15 protein-coding genes are annotated in these 15,714 nt (G+C 57.4%); 3 read left to right on the top strand and 12 right to left on the bottom strand.

The annotated features are described in order from the left end of the window. Window positions 1-83: 83 nt before the first annotated feature. The 6 genes from KA369_13485 to KA369_13460 all read right to left on the bottom strand — a co-directional run bounded on the left by KA369_13485 (window position 84) and on the right by KA369_13460 (window position 6,855). Window positions 84-3,395, bottom strand: coding sequence for a methylmalonyl-CoA mutase family protein (locus tag KA369_13485; GenBank protein ID MBP7736984.1), 3,312 nt, complete (start codon window positions 3,393-3,395; stop codon window positions 84-86). 21 nt (window positions 3,396-3,416) lie between these two features. After that, complete coding sequence (locus tag KA369_13480; GenBank protein MBP7736983.1) at window positions 3,417-4,073, bottom strand: TetR/AcrR family transcriptional regulator; 657 nt, start codon at window positions 4,071-4,073, stop codon at window positions 3,417-3,419. Window positions 4,074-4,079: 6 nt separating this feature from the next. Next, window positions 4,080-4,826: a sigma-70 family RNA polymerase sigma factor gene (locus KA369_13475; protein MBP7736982.1), complete on the bottom strand. Its 747-nt coding sequence runs from the start codon at window positions 4,824-4,826 to the stop codon at window positions 4,080-4,082. A gap of 302 nt (window positions 4,827-5,128) precedes the next feature. Further along, complete coding sequence (locus KA369_13470) at window positions 5,129-5,548, bottom strand: hypothetical protein (protein MBP7736981.1); 420 nt, start codon at window positions 5,546-5,548, stop codon at window positions 5,129-5,131. Then, window positions 5,541-6,398, bottom strand: a complete 858-nt coding sequence (locus KA369_13465) for an SDR family NAD(P)-dependent oxidoreductase (GenBank protein ID MBP7736980.1) — start codon at window positions 6,396-6,398, stop codon at window positions 5,541-5,543. Before KA369_13465 ends, KA369_13470 begins: the two co-directional genes overlap by 8 nt. A 19-nt stretch (window positions 6,399-6,417) precedes the next feature. Continuing rightward, a complete protein-coding gene (locus KA369_13460) occupies window positions 6,418-6,855 on the bottom strand; it encodes a hypothetical protein (GenBank protein ID MBP7736979.1) in 438 nt (145 codons plus the stop codon). Between the two features lie 195 nt (window positions 6,856-7,050). Here KA369_13460 and KA369_13455 point away from each other — a divergent pair, with 195 nt between their 5' ends. Beyond that, a complete protein-coding gene (locus KA369_13455) occupies window positions 7,051-7,671 on the top strand; it encodes a TetR/AcrR family transcriptional regulator (GenBank protein ID MBP7736978.1) in 621 nt (206 codons plus the stop codon). A gap of 203 nt (window positions 7,672-7,874) precedes the next feature. Beyond that, window positions 7,875-9,122 carry a hypothetical protein gene (locus KA369_13450; GenBank protein ID MBP7736977.1) on the top strand — a complete coding sequence of 416 codons (1,248 nt, stop codon included), beginning with the start codon at window positions 7,875-7,877 and terminating at the stop codon, window positions 9,120-9,122. Between the two features lie 233 nt (window positions 9,123-9,355). Here KA369_13450 and KA369_13445 read toward each other — a convergent pair whose 3' ends face one another. The 5 genes from KA369_13445 to KA369_13425 form a co-directional block, all read right to left on the bottom strand. After that, a complete protein-coding gene (locus KA369_13445) occupies window positions 9,356-10,207 on the bottom strand; it encodes a uridine kinase (protein ID MBP7736976.1) in 852 nt (283 codons plus the stop codon). 11 nt (window positions 10,208-10,218) lie between these two features. After that, complete coding sequence (locus tag KA369_13440; GenBank protein ID MBP7736975.1) at window positions 10,219-10,485, bottom strand: hypothetical protein; 267 nt, start codon at window positions 10,483-10,485, stop codon at window positions 10,219-10,221. A 414-nt stretch (window positions 10,486-10,899) separates the two neighbouring features. Further along, on the bottom strand, window positions 10,900-11,808 hold the full coding sequence (locus tag KA369_13435) for an SDR family NAD(P)-dependent oxidoreductase (GenBank protein MBP7736974.1): 909 nt from the start codon (window positions 11,806-11,808) through the stop codon (window positions 10,900-10,902). A 175-nt stretch (window positions 11,809-11,983) separates the two neighbouring features. Continuing rightward, a complete protein-coding gene (locus tag KA369_13430; protein ID MBP7736973.1) occupies window positions 11,984-12,574 on the bottom strand; it encodes a septation protein IspZ in 591 nt (196 codons plus the stop codon). Window positions 12,575-12,579: 5 nt separating this feature from the next. Continuing rightward, on the bottom strand, window positions 12,580-13,341 hold the full coding sequence (locus KA369_13425) for a hypothetical protein (GenBank protein MBP7736972.1): 762 nt from the start codon (window positions 13,339-13,341) through the stop codon (window positions 12,580-12,582). Between the two features lie 152 nt (window positions 13,342-13,493). Between KA369_13425 and KA369_13420 the strand changes: the two genes are divergently transcribed. After that, entirely contained in the window at window positions 13,494-14,207 is a 714-nt protein-coding gene (locus KA369_13420; protein ID MBP7736971.1) for a carbon-nitrogen hydrolase family protein, read from the top strand. On the opposite strand, the gene KA369_13415 is transcribed toward KA369_13420, so the two are convergent. After that, window positions 14,204-15,445, bottom strand: a complete 1,242-nt coding sequence (locus KA369_13415; GenBank protein ID MBP7736970.1) for a glycosyltransferase family 4 protein — start codon at window positions 15,443-15,445, stop codon at window positions 14,204-14,206. The genes KA369_13420 and KA369_13415 overlap by 4 nt on opposite strands. Window positions 15,446-15,714 lie beyond the last annotated feature (269 nt).

Here is a 15,714-nt window from a genome sequence, read left to right as displayed (position 1 = left end):
GTACCGGCCAGTACACTACATGGTTGATGATACCGGTATCATTACAAAATCATTATTAGTCTTAAGCGCATTGATCAATCCCCCTACATGCTCCGCCGGTACTGGCCGCCCACTTCGTAGAGGGCGCCGGTGATCTGCCCGATGGAGCAATGGCGCACCGTGTCCATGAGCTCGGCGAAGATATTCCTGCCTGACAACGCCGCTTCCTGAAGACGCTTCAGCGCCGCCGGCGCATCCTTCGAGTTCCGCTTCTGGAACGCGGTCAGGCGCGACAATTGCGATTGTTTCTCATCTTCCGTGGCCCGGGCCAGCTCGACCTTCGCCGCGGCCTCTTCCGGAGCGGCCCCGGCGTCGATAAAGGTGTTCACGCCGACGATGGGGAGCTCGCCGGTGTGCTTCCGATGCTCGTAGTACATCGACTCTTCCTGGATCTGGCTCCGCTGGTATCCCTTTTCCATGGCCCCCAGCACGCCGCCCCGCTCCGTGATGCGGTCGAACTCAGACAGCACCGCCTCCTCCACCAGGGCCGTGAGCTCCTCCACGATGAAGCTCCCCTGGTCCGGGTTCTCGCACCGGGCCAGGCCCCATTCGCGGTTGATGATCTGCTGGATGGCCAGGGCACGCCGCACCGACTCGCGGCTCGGCGTGGTGATCGCTTCGTCGTAGGCATTGGTGTGGAGGCTGTTGCAGTTGTCATAGACCGCGCAGAGGGCCTGCAGGGTCGTGCGGATGTCGTTGAACTGGATCTCCTGGCTGTGGAGGGACCGCCCCGAGGTCTGGATATGGTACTTGAGCATCTGCGAGCGCGGCCCCGCCTTGTACTTCTCCCGCATGGCCACGGCCCAGATGCGCCGCGCCACCCGGCCGATGACCGTGTACTCGGGATCCATGCCGTTGGAAAAGAAGAACGACAGGTTCGGCGCGAAGCTGTCAATGTCCATGCCCCGAGAGAGGTAGTATTCCACGTAGGTGAAGCCGTTGGCCAGGGTGAAGGCGAGTTGGGTGATGGGATTCGCCCCGGCCTCGGCGATGTGGTACCCCGATATCGACACGGAGTAGAGGTTCCGCACGTTGTTCTCAATGAAGAACTGCTGGATGTCGCCCATCATCTTGAGGGCAAAGTCTATGGAAAAGATGCAGGTGTTCTGCCCCTGGTCTTCCTTGAGAATGTCCGCCTGCACTGTACCCCGGACGTTCGAAAGCACCTCCACCCTGATCTTCGCGTATTCCTCCGGATTCGGCCGGCGCTTATGCTCGGCCTCGAACCGATCCGCCCGCTGGTCTATGGCCGCATTCAGGAACATTGCCAGCATGATGGGCGCCGGCCCGTTGATGGTCATGGACACCGAGGTGCTCGGCGAGCATAGGTCGAAGCCGCCGTAGAGCACCTTCACGTCGTCGAGGGTGCAGACGCTCACCCCGGAGGTGCCGACCTTGCCGTATACGTCGGGCCGCGGGTCCGGGTCGCGGCCATAGAGCGTCACGGAGTCGAAGGCGGTGCTCAGGCGCTTCGCCTCGAAGGACGCTGACAGGAGCTTGAAGCGCGCGTTGGTGCGGGCCGGGTCGCCCTCGCCGGCGAACATCCGGGTCGGGTCCTCGTCCATGCGCTTCAGGGGAAACACGCCGGCGGTATAGGGGAACCGTCCCGGCACATTCTCCTCCCGGAGCCACCGGTATATCTCGCCCGGGTCGGTGAAGCGCGGCAGGGAAATCTTCGGTATGGAGCTGCGCGCGAGCGACTCGTAGCGGAGTGGCGTCCGTATCTCCTGGTCCCGGACCTGGTACACGAGGTCTTCCCGGCCATACTCTTTCCGGATGGCATCCCACTGCGCCAGGAGGTCCCTTGTTTCAGCGCCGAGGCGCCTCTCGGCGCCGTCCGCCTCGTCGCGCAGCCGTGACGCGGCCGTATCGCCCGGAGCGCTCACGGCAAGGGCCTTCGCGGATTCGCGCAGGTGCCATGGCAGGCGCACGGCGGCAACTTCCTCTTCCGTGCGGCGGTGATAGTCCCGCACGGTCTCGGCTATTTCCGCCAGGTAGCGCGTGCGCCGGGGCGGTATAATGATGGTCTTGGATGATGACGCCCTTCCGGCGGGCCGGGGCAGGGACGATACGAAGCGGTTCTTCTTTTTCGCGTTCACCAGGTCCAGAAGATAATGATACAGGGCCGTCACGCCGTCATCGTTGAAGCGCGACGCGATGGTGCCGAAGACCGGCATCTCCTCCGGCGCACTGTCGAAGGCCTTGCGGTTCCGCTGCACCTGCTTGCGCACGTCGCGAAGGGCGTCGTCGGCGCCCTCCTTCTCGAACTTGTTGACGACGACCGCGTCGGCGTAATCGAGCATGGTGATCTTCTCCAGCTGCGACGCCGCGCCGTACTCGCTCGTCATCACGTACACGGAGCAATCGGCGATGTCGCTGAGGCCGGCGCTCCCCTGCCCCACGCCGGCGGTCTCCGCGATGGCCAGGTCGAACCCCGCGGCCCTCACGACCGACAGGGCTTCCGCCAGGGCGTCGGAGAAATCGGTATTATGGTGGTTCGCAGCGAAGGAGCGCATGAACACGCGCCGGCCGGTGATGGCGTTCATGCGGATCCGGTCGCCCAGGAGGGCGCCGCCGCTCCGGCGCTTGGCCGGGTCGCTGCAGAGAACAGCGATGTGGATATCGCCGAAATCGCGCAGGAGCCGCACCACGATCTCGTCGATGAGCGACGACTTGCCGGCGCCGCCGGTGCCGGTTATGCCGATGACTGCCATGTCGCCGCCGGAAGCCCCGGCCCTGATCTTCTCCATGAGTGGCCCGTAGGACGCCGATTCGCGCCGGTGCGCGGTCTCGGTCATGGTGATAAGCCGGGCGATGGCCTGCTTCTTCTCGGGCGCGAGGCCGCCCGCGTCGCTCTCGGTCGCGTCGGGGATCGGGTAATCGACAGCGCTCATAAGGTGATTGATGATCCCCTGGAGGCCCCACCGGATCCCGTGGTCCGGCGAGTAGATCTTCGCCACGCCGTACTCCTCGAGCTCCCGGGCCTCGTCCGGGACGATCACGCCACCGCCGCCGCCGAAGACCTTGATGTGGGAGGCGCCCCGCTCCTTCAGCAGGTCGATCATGTACTTGAAGAATTCCATGTGTCCGCCCTGGTAGCAGGAGACGGCTATGCCCTGCACGTCCTCCTCGATGGCGGCGCTCACGATCTCGTCCACCGAGCGGTTATGGCCCAGGTGGATCACCTCGGCCCCGGTTTCCTGAAGGATGCGCCTGAAGATATTTATGGACACGTCGTGGCCGTCAAAGAGGGACGTGGCGGTCACTATCCTGACGCGGTTCTTCGGGGTATACGCCTCGGGCTCGGCGGCAATGGCCTCGCCGGATCGTTCTGTAATGGATGTTGCGGTTGTCATGGATTCCCCCTTTTTCGATATTCAATTCTGCTTTCTGTTTTTCCCGCCGCCGTGCATGCCCAGGATAAAACCGGTCTGGAGCCGTATATATTCGTCGATGCTGTACTTGCGGCTGAAAAACCAGCGCCGGAACGTCCACATGTGCCCCAGCACGGTGATGTTGTGGGCAGCCACTTCGACGGCATTGTCGTCGAGATGCTCCAGGTCCCCGGAAGACATCAATACCTTTATAAGCGTAATGAAAATACCGGTGATGCGGACCTCGTTCTCGAGGACCTTCTTGCGCCACTGCCGGGGAAGGGACTGGGTCTCCTGGTAGATGAGCAGGATGTGGTCACTCATCCGCTCGCAGACCAGGAAATATTCGCGGATGGCCCCGGCCAGGACGTTCTTCCCCTTCGTGGCCCGGGCCATGGCTTCGATCACGCCCTTCTCGACCTCGGCGTGTATGGCGTCGCACACCAGGTAGAGGATGTCCTCCTTGGAGGCAACGTATTCGTACATCGATCCGATGGGCATCCTCGCGGCCGCGGCTATCTGCCGCGTCGTGGTCTTGTGGAAGCCCTTTTCCACGAACAGGCGGACCGCCGCGTCGATGATCTGGCGCCGGCGCTTTTCCACCAGCTCCTGGTTCTTGATCTGCGTGGGTACATTCCTGGTTTTTTCCTTTTTTTTCATCGGGGTTTATAGGGCCCTTTTTTTTCTTTTCCGTCCCGGAGGGGCCGTGACCCGGGCGGCCCGTTTCCGGACACTCCGCTTCCCGGTGACCCGTTTCCGTGCGGCCGGGGCTGAAGCGGACTTCCTGCCTCCAATATACTTCCGAACGAGCGCTCGGTCAACATTATCGAGCGTATTTTTTTCTGTCAAGCCCGTTTTCCCGCTGTCATCCTCGAAAAAGCCCTCCATGCGCGTCCGTATCGCCCGGCAGGCCTCCTCCCCGATCTTTCTCACGCGGTAGGCCGACATGCCGCTTTCCCTGGCCACGGACGCCGCGGACCTGCCGCCCAGGCAGGTGGCGGCGATAAGGGCCCGCCTCTCCTCGGGAAACCCGCTGATAACGTCGCCCAGGGTCGATATCACCTCGCCGCGGAGGCAGACATTCTCTATGTCCTCGTAAAACTGCCGGTCCATCACGACCTCCTCGACCCGCAGGGCCTGGAGCTTCTCCTCCTCGGAGCGCTTCTTCCGCACGTAATCAATGGCGATGTTTCGGGCGGCGGTGAAGAAAAAACCGAGGGTCCGCGGCGATTCCGGGTCCAGGGAAATCCTCTTTTCATAGACCTTGAGAAAAACGTCCTGGCAGAGCTCTTCCGAAATATCGCGGTCATAGACCATCTTCTTGATAAACCTGATCACAGGGGCGGCGTAGCGCCGGTAATTTTCCGAGAATTCCTTATCGAATCCGGCATCGGCTGTTTGTATCTCTGACATGATACCTCCATTTTGAAACATTGTGGAATTTCTTCCCTGCGGTGGTCAGCCGTGAGGCCGCAACACGATACAGGCAAGTATGCAATAATAATACTAAACCGATCCGACAACGCAAGACGGGAGGAACAAATGACATCTTCGATATCATGAACGATACCCATTTGTGGACAACGGCGAATAAATATTTCCATGAAGAGGGCGGATAGGATGTCCGGCAGGCGTCCTGCCAGGATGGGGGTGATATAGATATTACAGGGAAAGCACGTGGAGCTGCCGAAGGACCGCGGCGCCGGCCCGATCCATCAGGGGATGGCCGCCCTCCCTTTCCGCGCCAGGATGAAGGCATAGAGGAAAAAAACGCCGAAAAGAAAGTCATTGATGCCGTACACGCTATAGAAGAAGCCGGTTAGCGCATCCTGCGCGTAGAGGGAGCTCAATTCTCCTCCATGGTTCCAGAGCCAGCGGCCCCAGACGGCGGTATAAAAAAATTTTTCAAGGGCAAAGACCCCGGCGATGGCCGGGATAAGGGAATAGGACCTGGATACGGCGATATAGGCCAGTCCCCAGAGCATGATCACTCCCAGGCCCGTGCCGGAGAAAGTCCCGGCATCGACGGTCATCATCAAGGTATTGGTGAAGAATCTGCTGAAGAGGGGAATCCCCAGAACATTCACGCACCCGGCAACGATAAATCCCACGGACATCAATTGATCCTTACGCATGATATTTATCCTTTGTTTGTATTGAGTTATGGCCCACCCATTCCTTCATGCACTCCCCGGCGCCGGCAAGGATGAGGAGGCGGTTTAGCATGCTGTCCGGCATCAGGGCCCGGCCGATCTGTCCGATTTGGAGGCTCCACGGCTTTTTCACGACGCACCGCCCCTTTTTCAGGGCCTTTTCAACAACGGCCTTCGCGATGTCATCATGGCGCTCCACCCGCGGAAGGAGAAGCTCTCCCAGAACGTTCATCCTGCTCCCCTCGAACAGTCCCTTTTTCAATAATCCGGGATGGACCGATGTAAGCCTGATTCCTTTTTTTCTGTCAGCCATGACCTCAAGCCTGAGGGATTCGGTGAACCCGTACACGGCCCACTTGGTGGCGCAGTACACGGCAAGGTCCGGCAGCCCCACCAGGCCGGCGCCGGACGAGATATTCACGATGTGCCCCTGGTTCCGGCGGTACATGCCGGGGAGGAAGGCGGCGGTGGTGTAGTAGATCGAGTTAAGGTTGATCTTCGTCAGCCTGTCCCACGCCTCCGCCGGATGGGATGCGAACCTCCCGGCCGTTACCGTCCCCGCGTTATTGACGAGAATATCCACCTCGCCGATGTCTTTCCTTGTCTGCAGCGCCGATGCTTCCACCGCGCCGCTGTCGCTGACATCGCACCGGTAGAACCTGAGTCTCGATGAAAAACCGGCCAGTTCTTCCGCGGCGCTCCTGATCGCATCGGGGTTGTTGTCCCACACCGCCACAACGCATCCCTCGTCAAGGAGGCGCCGCACGATGGCGAAACCGATACCCATGGCGCCCCCGGTAACGACCGCTTTTTTATCATTCAGGATCCTCATAGATGCCCTCCGCGCACGGTTATTCGACCGGCTTGGTGATGTACTTCCCGTTCAGGCAGACCGGGATAAGGCCGCCGGTGAGACCAGGCGTGGCGTCCACGGGACGGATCGCGTGGGGCGTATTCATCGGAATGTACACGGCCGCCGGCGTGGACACCTCGTAGAATTCGTCGCCCAGCATGACCTCGAAGGTAATCGCCTTCTCGTCGCCGATCATCAGGTACATTTCGTCATAGTCGTGCATATGCGGAGCGGCCCTGTCCCCCTTGATGGCTATGTTCTTGAGGGCCTCCGTGATCTCCTTGATGTAAAGGTACAGCACCCAGGCCCTGGCCTCGGGGACCAGCTCGCTTCCCATCAGCACCGGGTACGGTATCACCTGGCTCAGATCGTGACTCGGCAGCTCGTTGACATTGATAGGCTTCCTGACTATGTACTTTTCGTATTGACCGCCCATTCCATCCCCCCGTTCGATTATATTGGTAACCGATGGTTACTAACCACCGGTTACCAATATATGGCCTCCATGTCGATTTGTCAAGAGCAAAAATCTCTTTTTTAACGAATTGGCCTGTCAAGCAAAACCGTGTTTATAAGCAAAACGCATTGAATTATACTTGCCATTGAATCATATTGTGACACAACCTTGGCCATGGCAGAAAAACCGGATAAACTGCGGAGAAACCGCAGGGAAGAAATAACGAAATCAGCGCGGCAGCTTTTCCTGAAAAAGGGGTATCGCTTCACGTCAATCGACCAGATAGCACGCAGGGCCGGTTACAGCAAGCGCACGGTCTACCTGGAATACGTCAACAAGGACGACCTCTTCCTGGACATTGCCACCGACGGCCTGGAGTTATTGCTGAGCCAGCTGCGGCTAATCGAGGGAGATCCAACATCCCTGCAGGTGTACCTCGAGAAATACCTCGGCGTCATCACCGATTTCGCCTTTCTCCACGGGAACTACTTCAAACTACTCGCCTCGGACGTGTCCGCCGAGGTGATCGCCAACAGCACCAGGTCGGTCAAGGAGCGGGCCGCCGGCATCGAGCGGAGCTGCGTCAAGCTCCTGTCCGACCAGATAGAGCGTGCCGTGCGGGAAAAAAAGATAAAAAAAGTCGATCCCTGGGAGACCTCGGAGATCGTCATCGGCTCGACAGTGGGTATCATCCTCCTCTCCTTCGGCGGCAGCCAGACGATCCTTTCACGAAAGAAGCTGAAAACCAAGGTGAACCGGATGTGGCAGGTCTTTTACCGGGGCCTGTTAAAATAATAATTTTTCAGAAATTTTAAGATCCAAAACCGCCCATCCCCCCTCTAACCATCAGAACCGATACTCATCATCACAGGAGGGGAACACCCGCCATGAAAAACTTCATTATTATTCTGATACTTCTCTTCACGTCGTCGGCCCTTTTCCCCAATACACAGGCCGTTACGCAGGGAAAGCCGGGGAACTACCGCCAGTACAGCGACGTGGTCCAGAAAACCGCGTGGATGGTCAGCGACGGAACGGCGCAGTCCCTGGCGCAGAAGCAGGGCCTGCAGATCCTGAACGTCACCTGGGAGGACACGGGGCGCTACAAGGGCTCCTCCGTCGGGCCCAACATCAGCGACATGACCATCCAGGTGCAGCAGCAGGACCCGGCCACGAAGCAGTACCGCCTCACCTGCATGCCGGTGATACGCTACCCGAACTACGAGGACCTGAGCGCGGACATCGACCCGGACCGGTTCTATGTCCTCGTGGGCAACGAGAAGGGAAAGCAGTTGAAAAAGATAACCCTTACGCAGCTCCTGAAAAACCTTCGCGCCCACATGAGCGATCCCGGCTCCTGGAAAGGATCACGGAAATCCCTCCTGGCGAAGCGCGACACCCACGTGCTGGTGAGCGCCCAGGCCTGCTTCCTGCCGGTGCCGAGGAAGGGCATCGCCGAGTTCAACCCCGTGCTCTTCAACTACCAGTCCTATGCGGATAACCCGGCGGTGCTGACGATCCTCGCCACCAGGGAGGGGACCAGCATGACCGTCATCGACAACAAGCGGGACGGCTTCCAGGCGGGGATGACCTGGGGACAGCGTCTCTTCTTCAACCAGAAGGGAGAGCGGGCGTCCCTCACCGGCAAGCGCCTGAGCGATTTTAAAGCTGATCAAAAAAACGGGAAGAAAGGAAACGGCTCGAAGCATACGGCCTCCGCCGCCGGAGAAAGCGGCCTCAACCTGGTGCTCCTCATCCAGGTCCCACTGAAGCAGAAACAGCTCATGCGCTTCAAGAGCGCGCCCTGCCAGGAGAGCATGGCCTACGACAAGGCTGCTCCGGCGGGAAAGAGCGATGTTGAAGCCGCGGTGATAGGCCACGGCAAGGTGGAAGGCCCCTTCACGGAGATCGCCGGCCTCGACATAGAGCGGGACGAACGGTTTCCGATCCGTGTCACCGTGCAGTTCTACAAGGCCACGGGCAACGGCGTCGTTTCGGAAGTAGACATGAAGGAAATCAAGGACCAGATCCAGAGGGTTTACAGCAAGGCCGATTACGTGGGAAGCCTTGTGGTGGACGGCGACACCAGTCGCCCCACGGAATATGACGGGCCCAAGGAAGAGCCGTCGGACTGGTGGGAGCAGTTCTGGAAGCGCCACCGGGAAAACACCGGCATGACACCGCCTGATACCATGTACATGTTAAGAAAACTCTTTGGGCCGAACTGGGATCCGAGGGGATTGTAACCCGGAGCGGGTCAGCTTTTTTGCGAGGAGAAGAGGGCGGCATCCCTCTCCTCCTCGCGCTCCTCCTCACCCCGCGCCTGCGGCGGGCTGGGTGCTTAACTCGCCCTCATTCACTTCGCTCCGCTTCGTTCTGTGAGGGCTCAGACAACAATCACCCATCAGTGTCCACCCTGCGGGTGGACGTTTTGATGGCTTAATTATCAGAAGTACTTTTCTCTGTTAATATGGTGAACTTATGACCCACCGCTTTTCTGCTTATCGGAATGTATTATCGTGCCCACGTGCTCGCCGTTGAGCGCCTTCGTGATATTGCCGGGGACCATGCCGTTGATGATCTGGATCCTGTCGATGACCTCGCTGTTCTGAATGATCTCCAGGCAGGGGCGCTCGATCACCATGTCGTCCAGGTTGCGCCCGATGAGCTCGGACACGCTGATCTCAGGTATGAAGACGGCATCGGGGTCCTTCTTCGGATCATTGGTGTAGAGCCCGTTTTCGTCCTTCACGAAGATGCATTGCTTGGCCCCTATGAGGTCGGCGATGATGAGCGTTCCCGAATCGGTACGGTGCATCGGGATGCGCGCATTCTTTGACGGCATGGAAAAATAGTCGTAGGGCGGCATGGCCGCCATGACGGGAAGGGACCCCTGTTCATAGAACATGGAGAGCTCGAGGATCTGCTTCTGATCGACCTTGATGCCTCCGTCCCGGGCGAGGAGCGTGGATACGAGAAGGGCGTTCTGCTCCGAGATGGCGCTGCCGAACTTGCCCATGATGCCGGTCGGCATGCCGAGCTCGATGCCGATGGAATAGATGTGCCTGCTCCTGGTGCCGCCGCCCGTGGTGATGAGCATCTTGTGGCGCGGCTTGTTCTCGGCGATCTCCGCGATTATCGAATCAAGGGCCTTCTTGCCCCTGTCGGTGATAGACTGGCCGCCTATCTTGAGGATGCTCACGTCGGGAAAGAGGCGCTGCTGCGGCGCCACTTCGAGGGTCTCGAAAAAAGAATTGCTCACAAGGCTCTCCCCCATGAGCCTGCTCTTCACGTGCAGGCGCATTCCGTCCTTCTCCCTGATCAGTGCCATGGGGCCCCCTGTTAATGTTTTTTGCTCTTGGCTTTTTTCGACGCGGCCTGTTTCGCTTTTTTGGCCCCTCCCAGGCCGTGCTTTTTCACTCCCGGCTCGGTTACAAGGAGGTGGAGCTCGGCATCCACCTTTCCCGCTATCCATTCCAGCTCACTCAACCTGAAATGCTGAACTGTAAACCTGACATCAGCTCCGGATACCGCGACCACCGTAAACCTGGCGTGGTGGTCTCCGTCCTGGACATTGCGGCGTTCCCTGTAGAATATTTTTCCCGACATAGCGCCTCCCGCTGAAGAAATGCACCGTGATTTATTATTTCACCCCGGTTCTATCTAATAATACCGGTATTAATGATAAAAGGCAAGCAGAAATATGGGCAGAGGGGTCCCAGCCCATATATAGCGAGAAGGAAGGCTTACCGGCCTTCCCCCTCGTATACTCCCTCTTCGGATGCACCGCTTGTCAACAAGTGCCTATCAATCAGAGGTTTGAGTTGCATTACTGGCAGAACCAAAGTCAATATTTCATCATCCGGATTGGGCCCATGCCGTTCGACAGAAAGGGGTTTTAATCCCGCACCATTAAGCGGAACGAATCATTGTTGGCTGATTTGAAAGATAAAAAAAACGGTCCGATCCAGACCAGGAACGGCAGAAGCCAGAAGATGAATGATGAATAGTAAATGTGCAACCTTATTTGAATACAGGGTCTACAAATAAAAAACTATCCTGCAGGCAGCTAAGGGGTTTACCGCCTTTAAGTGAATTAATTTTCCCAAAATTTTTTTTCACATCCTCCGGACTGACCGGACCGGTTCCATCCCCAATGATTGTTCCGCTACCGCAGATTATCTCAGTCCTGCTGTACCATCCTCCGGCGGCATTATAAATACAGCCGGTTTGATTGTTTTCTTCCGAAACAAGATACAAACCCAGGGCCGTAACGCAGGATGGCTTCATCAGCTCCGCGAACTTTCCCTGGATGAGGTCCGCCGTCATACGCGTTGTGGCCAGGGGGGCTATCGCATTGATGCAAATATTGTACCTGTTTCCCTCCAGTTCCAGAACATTCATGAGCCCGATCAATCCCATCTTTGCCGCTCCGTAATTGGCCTGCCCGAAATTACCATACAGGCCAGCTCCCGAGGTTGTCATGATGATACGACCGTATCCGCGCTCACGCATCACGCTGAAAGCTGGTTGGGTTACAAGGAAAGCCCCTTTCAGGTGTACGCCAACTATCCTGTCCCATTCACTTTCGGTTGTTTTGAGGAACGAATGGTCAAGGATGATCCCGGCGTTATTTACCAGTATGTCAACACTTCCGAATGTATCCAACGCGGTTTCAACAAGTGCTTTCCCGGTTGAAGCATCCGAGACATCGCCGAAAACGGCCACGGCCTTTCCGCCCAATAACCGTATTTCGTCAGCGACACGGTTAGCGACAGACTCCGAGGATCCTTCTCCATGGCGGTCACAACCGCAATCATTGACTACAACCATTGCTCCCCGTGACGCCAGGTCCAGGGCATATTGTCTGCCCATGCCTGTGCCAGCGCCGGTTACAATTGCCACCCGTCCATCAAAACGTATTTCGTTCATTTCATCACCTTATTTATCTATATAATTGATCATCAACAATAACTGCTGTATGATTTTGAAGCATTTCACCAATGATGACCAGCAAAAAAATGAGATCCAGGCAATGAATTGACCTCCATAAACTCAGAAATGGCTCTACCCAGTCTCTGTACCCCTCAACATGCACTTCTTGACATCAAGACATCGTATCTATTCCCGGCGGAGCCCCGCTCTTCGGCCGTCGGCCCGCCCTTATTCGCTTGAAAAGCACCCAGGCCATGATCGGGATAAAGAGAAAATAAAATCCCGGGCCGGAGACGAAGGCCCAGGTCTTTTTATCGGAGTAAAAAGCGGTATAAAGAATGGCGAGGATGTGAAGCGCCATGTATGCCGCGGTGATGAGAAGCGTCGTTTTCAGCAGGGGAATCGCCTCCGGCACAAGGGCCCGGCCCGGGGGCATGTACCTGCCGAAATAGCTCATGATGAACCTGGCCGGGGCGAACATAAAATAAAGGATAAAGGGAACGCACAGGCCCTCGATCACGGCGGGTTTCACTTTGAAGAAACGCTCATCCTTCGTGATGAGCGAAACTCCCCCCATGACCGCGATGAGGGCCACGTCGGCGAGCATGAAATAATCGAATTCACCTGTCATGAAAAAGGTGATCCCCGCCTGGATGACGGTGCAGACCACTGCGGAGATGATGGAGATGACGGTATTTTCGATAATCGTATCAACAACGATAAAAACAAGAATGGGCAGAAATTGAAGGAGCAGGAACGCCATGGCCTTTACCTATTGACGATCCCTATCGGTTCAGAAGTAACAATATCATCATCCCTCATTTCCCTATTGCACGCGGCCAGCTCCCCCTTGATAAGATACTCCCTGCAGATATAATTCCGTATGTTCGACAGGTCGATAAAGCCGGAAACATGGCGCTGAATGCGGAGCATCGAGGGAAGCGCTTTTTTGACGCCGCCGAACATCCTGACCGGGTTAAGCAAATCCCTGTCAGAACCGAAATGCTCTTCCACGATTCCATCGACCCGGGGAGTGTCCTCCGTTATATAGCCGGTAACGACGTTTCGTATATAATTAATCAGCGGATGAATCACGATCGACATCGGCGAATGCTCCCCGAACCATATGCGCATGAAGGTCTCCCGCGGCTGGTTTTTCTTCTTCCGGAACATGGTAAGAAGAATGAGGCCCGGGGATTCGCTGCCTGGATTCCAGGTCCTGCCCGAAAGAAGATAGGGGGACTCATGAACGGCATATCCATATAGCAAACGGCCGGGATTCAGACAGGATTTCAATTCATCAAACACAACCTCGCGGTCGATCCCGGTCACGGAAAACATCGCGAAGCCATTACGCTTTAAAGGAAGAATCGTTATCGATGGCTGTTGAACCGCAGAGATGGTCACCTTGCAGTTAGCCGGATTATGCTTCATGACAGCGGGGGTCGCCTCGCGAAGGATAAAATCCCGGAACTGCTGCCGCGTCATGGTCTTTAAATTGTCTTCCAGGCAGAAAATATACTTATCCATGGGTCCCCATGATAATTTGGCGCGTCAAAAATCAAATACTTTATCAGTAAAGCCGTATAATAAATGAGGGGGGTCAGAGCCCCCTTACATAACCACCCAGCCTTCCCAAAAAAAAGATTGCCCGCCCGGATCATCATGATAATAATGCATCCATGAATTTCCGTGTAATCCTCTGCCAGAAACAGCTGGGCGTGCCCGTCACCCATGACGAGGCGGATATGATGCGGCGCTTCAGGCCGCACTTCGTCTGTTTCCCTGAATACTTTTTCGTGAACACGAGCCTGGGCACACAGGTGCAGACGCCGCACAACCAGGCGCGCCAGCTGCAGCGCATTAAAACCCTTTCCCGGGAGCTCTCAACGGTGGTGATCGGCGGGACCATGCCGGAGCTCGCCGATGGAGTCATCTACAACACGACCTTCGTGTTCCAGGAAGGACGTCTCCTGGGAAGCTACCGCAAGAAGAACCTTTACGCCCCTGAAAAGGCGAAGATCGCGCCGGGCGGACCATACCGGGTCTTCGAGGCATACGGCGTCACCTTCGGCGTTATCATCTGCGCGGACGTATTTGATGATGACGGCTTCCATTTCATGCGCGACAACGGCGCGCGCATCGTCTTCTCGCCGGTGTTCTCGCCGCGCAAGGAGGAATCGATCGAGGAAAAATTCAAGCGCGACAATGACCTGTACGTGCGGGGGGCCGCCCTTTCGGGCGCGGTCATCGTCAAGGTGTGCGGGGTGAAATCGGAGTTCCGGAACTTCCTCCAGGCCCGGAGCCTCATTGCAAACGGTAACGGCGTCCTCTACCGGGTAAGCCCTGAAGAAGAAGACTCAACAATGATCATCTGCCGCGAAATCGAAGTCTAAAGGGTGCGCATCACGCCCGTCAGGAGCTCCTCCAGCTTCTCGAAGGAAAAGTGCTCCCGCGCCACGCGGTAGTTCGTGTCGGCCATGGGGCCGCGGATTCCTGCATCAGCGAGTATTCCTTCAACTTCGCTGACGGTGCCGCCAGTGATGAAGCCGTCGATGAGACAGAGGTCGAAGCCCTTCGGCTCGATGTCGGCGATGAAGACCGGGTAGCGGTTCATCACTATGGGCTTTTTGAAGTACACGGTCTCCAGGAAGGCGTTCCCGAACCCTTCATAGGAGGAAGGATAGGTCACCAGATCGGCTGCCTGGTACACGTCGCCGATGGCATAGGGCCGGTCCTTCGACGCGGAACGTCCCGGCGACACGAGGCGATCGATGAATATCAGCTCCACCTCCCGCATGTCCGCGTATTCCCTGAGCCTGCTCTCATATTCGTCTCCCTCATCACCCGAAGGGTGAGAGATGACGAGACGCCGGCCGCTTCCCCGGAGCCTGCTCACCAGGTCAATGGAACGCTCGATGCATTTCCGCGGAACGACCCTGGTCGGCTGGAGCACGAAAAGCTCATCCCTCCCCAGGCCGATCTCCTTCCGGAGGCTCATGGTCACCGACGGGTCGGCCGGAGCGGGAGGATTGGCGTAATCGAAGGTATTGGGGATGACCGTGCTCGTCACGCCGCGGCGGTGGGAAAGTGACACCTGGGCCAGGGAATTAATGACCACATGACGGACCGAGGGCAGCGCCGGGGGAAAGCTCATCTGGATGAAATCGCCGGCGGCGTTGACCAGGAACCGCTCGCGCTCCCAGGCGAAATCGTGATGGTGGGCGACAGTGGCGATACCGGTCTCCGCGATGAGCTCCGTCACGGCAACGCCCAGGGGGATATTCATCGGGATGGCCAGGACGTTCTCGGCGATGATGCAGTCGATGCCGAAGTCACGGACGAAACGCCCGATCTCCTGCTTGAGATGGGCCGCCATGGCGTGGACCAGCCGTGTCGTCTCGCTCGAGCGGGTACTTTTTCCGAAGACATCCCTGTTAATCGCCGTTGCGTCGGGGTGCTTGAAGTGCGCCTCATCGATGATCATGCACCGCTCCGGCGGCCTGTCCGCCTCGCCGGCGCAGTAAAAGCATGAAAAACCGTTCCGCTCGAGGGTCAGAGCCCACTTCTCGATCTCGTGACTCACGCCGTCGGTTCCGGAAATGCGGGTCGATATGAATCCGATGTTTTTCATGCTGCCTGGGCGCGCCTCCTGCCGCGAGTTATGACAATTGCGGTCATCTCTCTGTCGCGTCAATCACTATACAGCCCATTAACAAATCAATCAATGAATTTTTCCGAAATGTGGTTGCCTTTCATCAGAATTCATTTTACAATTGGTTCCAATACCATCAATGAAACAAAAACAGACCATGGAGCGTGTTATATCGGGTAACTATAACACGTCTCGGCAACAGATGACATATCGATTTCAGGGACGACCGGCGGAGAGCCAGCTCCAGC

The organism is Spirochaetota bacterium (assembly GCA_017999915.1).
Classification (GTDB): Bacteria; Spirochaetota; UBA4802; order UBA4802; family UBA5550; genus RBG-16-49-21.
Note: the sequence above shows the minus strand (reverse complement) of the source record. Positions and strands in the feature narration are given on the sequence as shown.

Excerpts from the sequence above, each read along its gene's own strand:
- KA369_13485 (MBP7736984.1), bottom strand. The coding sequence starts at position 3,395 with ATGACAACCGCAACATCCATTACAGAACGATCCGGCGAGGCCATTGCC.
- KA369_13480 (MBP7736983.1), bottom strand. The coding sequence starts at position 4,073 with ATGAAAAAAAAGGAAAAAACCAGGAATGTACCCACGCAGATCAAGAAC.
- KA369_13475 (MBP7736982.1), bottom strand. The coding sequence starts at position 4,826 with ATGTCAGAGATACAAACAGCCGATGCCGGATTCGATAAGGAATTCTCG.
- KA369_13470 (MBP7736981.1), bottom strand. The coding sequence starts at position 5,548 with ATGCGTAAGGATCAATTGATGTCCGTGGGATTTATCGTTGCCGGGTGC.
- KA369_13465 (MBP7736980.1), bottom strand. The coding sequence starts at position 6,398 with ATGAGGATCCTGAATGATAAAAAAGCGGTCGTTACCGGGGGCGCCATG.
- KA369_13460 (MBP7736979.1), bottom strand. The coding sequence starts at position 6,855 with ATGGGCGGTCAATACGAAAAGTACATAGTCAGGAAGCCTATCAATGTC.
- KA369_13455 (MBP7736978.1), top strand. The coding sequence starts at position 7,051 with ATGGCAGAAAAACCGGATAAACTGCGGAGAAACCGCAGGGAAGAAATA.
- KA369_13445 (MBP7736976.1), bottom strand. The coding sequence starts at position 10,207 with ATGGCACTGATCAGGGAGAAGGACGGAATGCGCCTGCACGTGAAGAGC.
- KA369_13440 (MBP7736975.1), bottom strand. The coding sequence starts at position 10,485 with ATGTCGGGAAAAATATTCTACAGGGAACGCCGCAATGTCCAGGACGGA.
- KA369_13435 (MBP7736974.1), bottom strand. The coding sequence starts at position 11,808 with ATGAACGAAATACGTTTTGATGGACGGGTGGCAATTGTAACCGGCGCT.
- KA369_13430 (MBP7736973.1), bottom strand. The coding sequence starts at position 12,574 with ATGGCGTTCCTGCTCCTTCAATTTCTGCCCATTCTTGTTTTTATCGTT.
- KA369_13425 (MBP7736972.1), bottom strand. The coding sequence starts at position 13,341 with ATGGATAAGTATATTTTCTGCCTGGAAGACAATTTAAAGACCATGACG.
- KA369_13420 (MBP7736971.1), top strand. The coding sequence starts at position 13,494 with ATGAATTTCCGTGTAATCCTCTGCCAGAAACAGCTGGGCGTGCCCGTC.
- KA369_13415 (MBP7736970.1), bottom strand. The coding sequence starts at position 15,445 with ATGAAAAACATCGGATTCATATCGACCCGCATTTCCGGAACCGACGGC.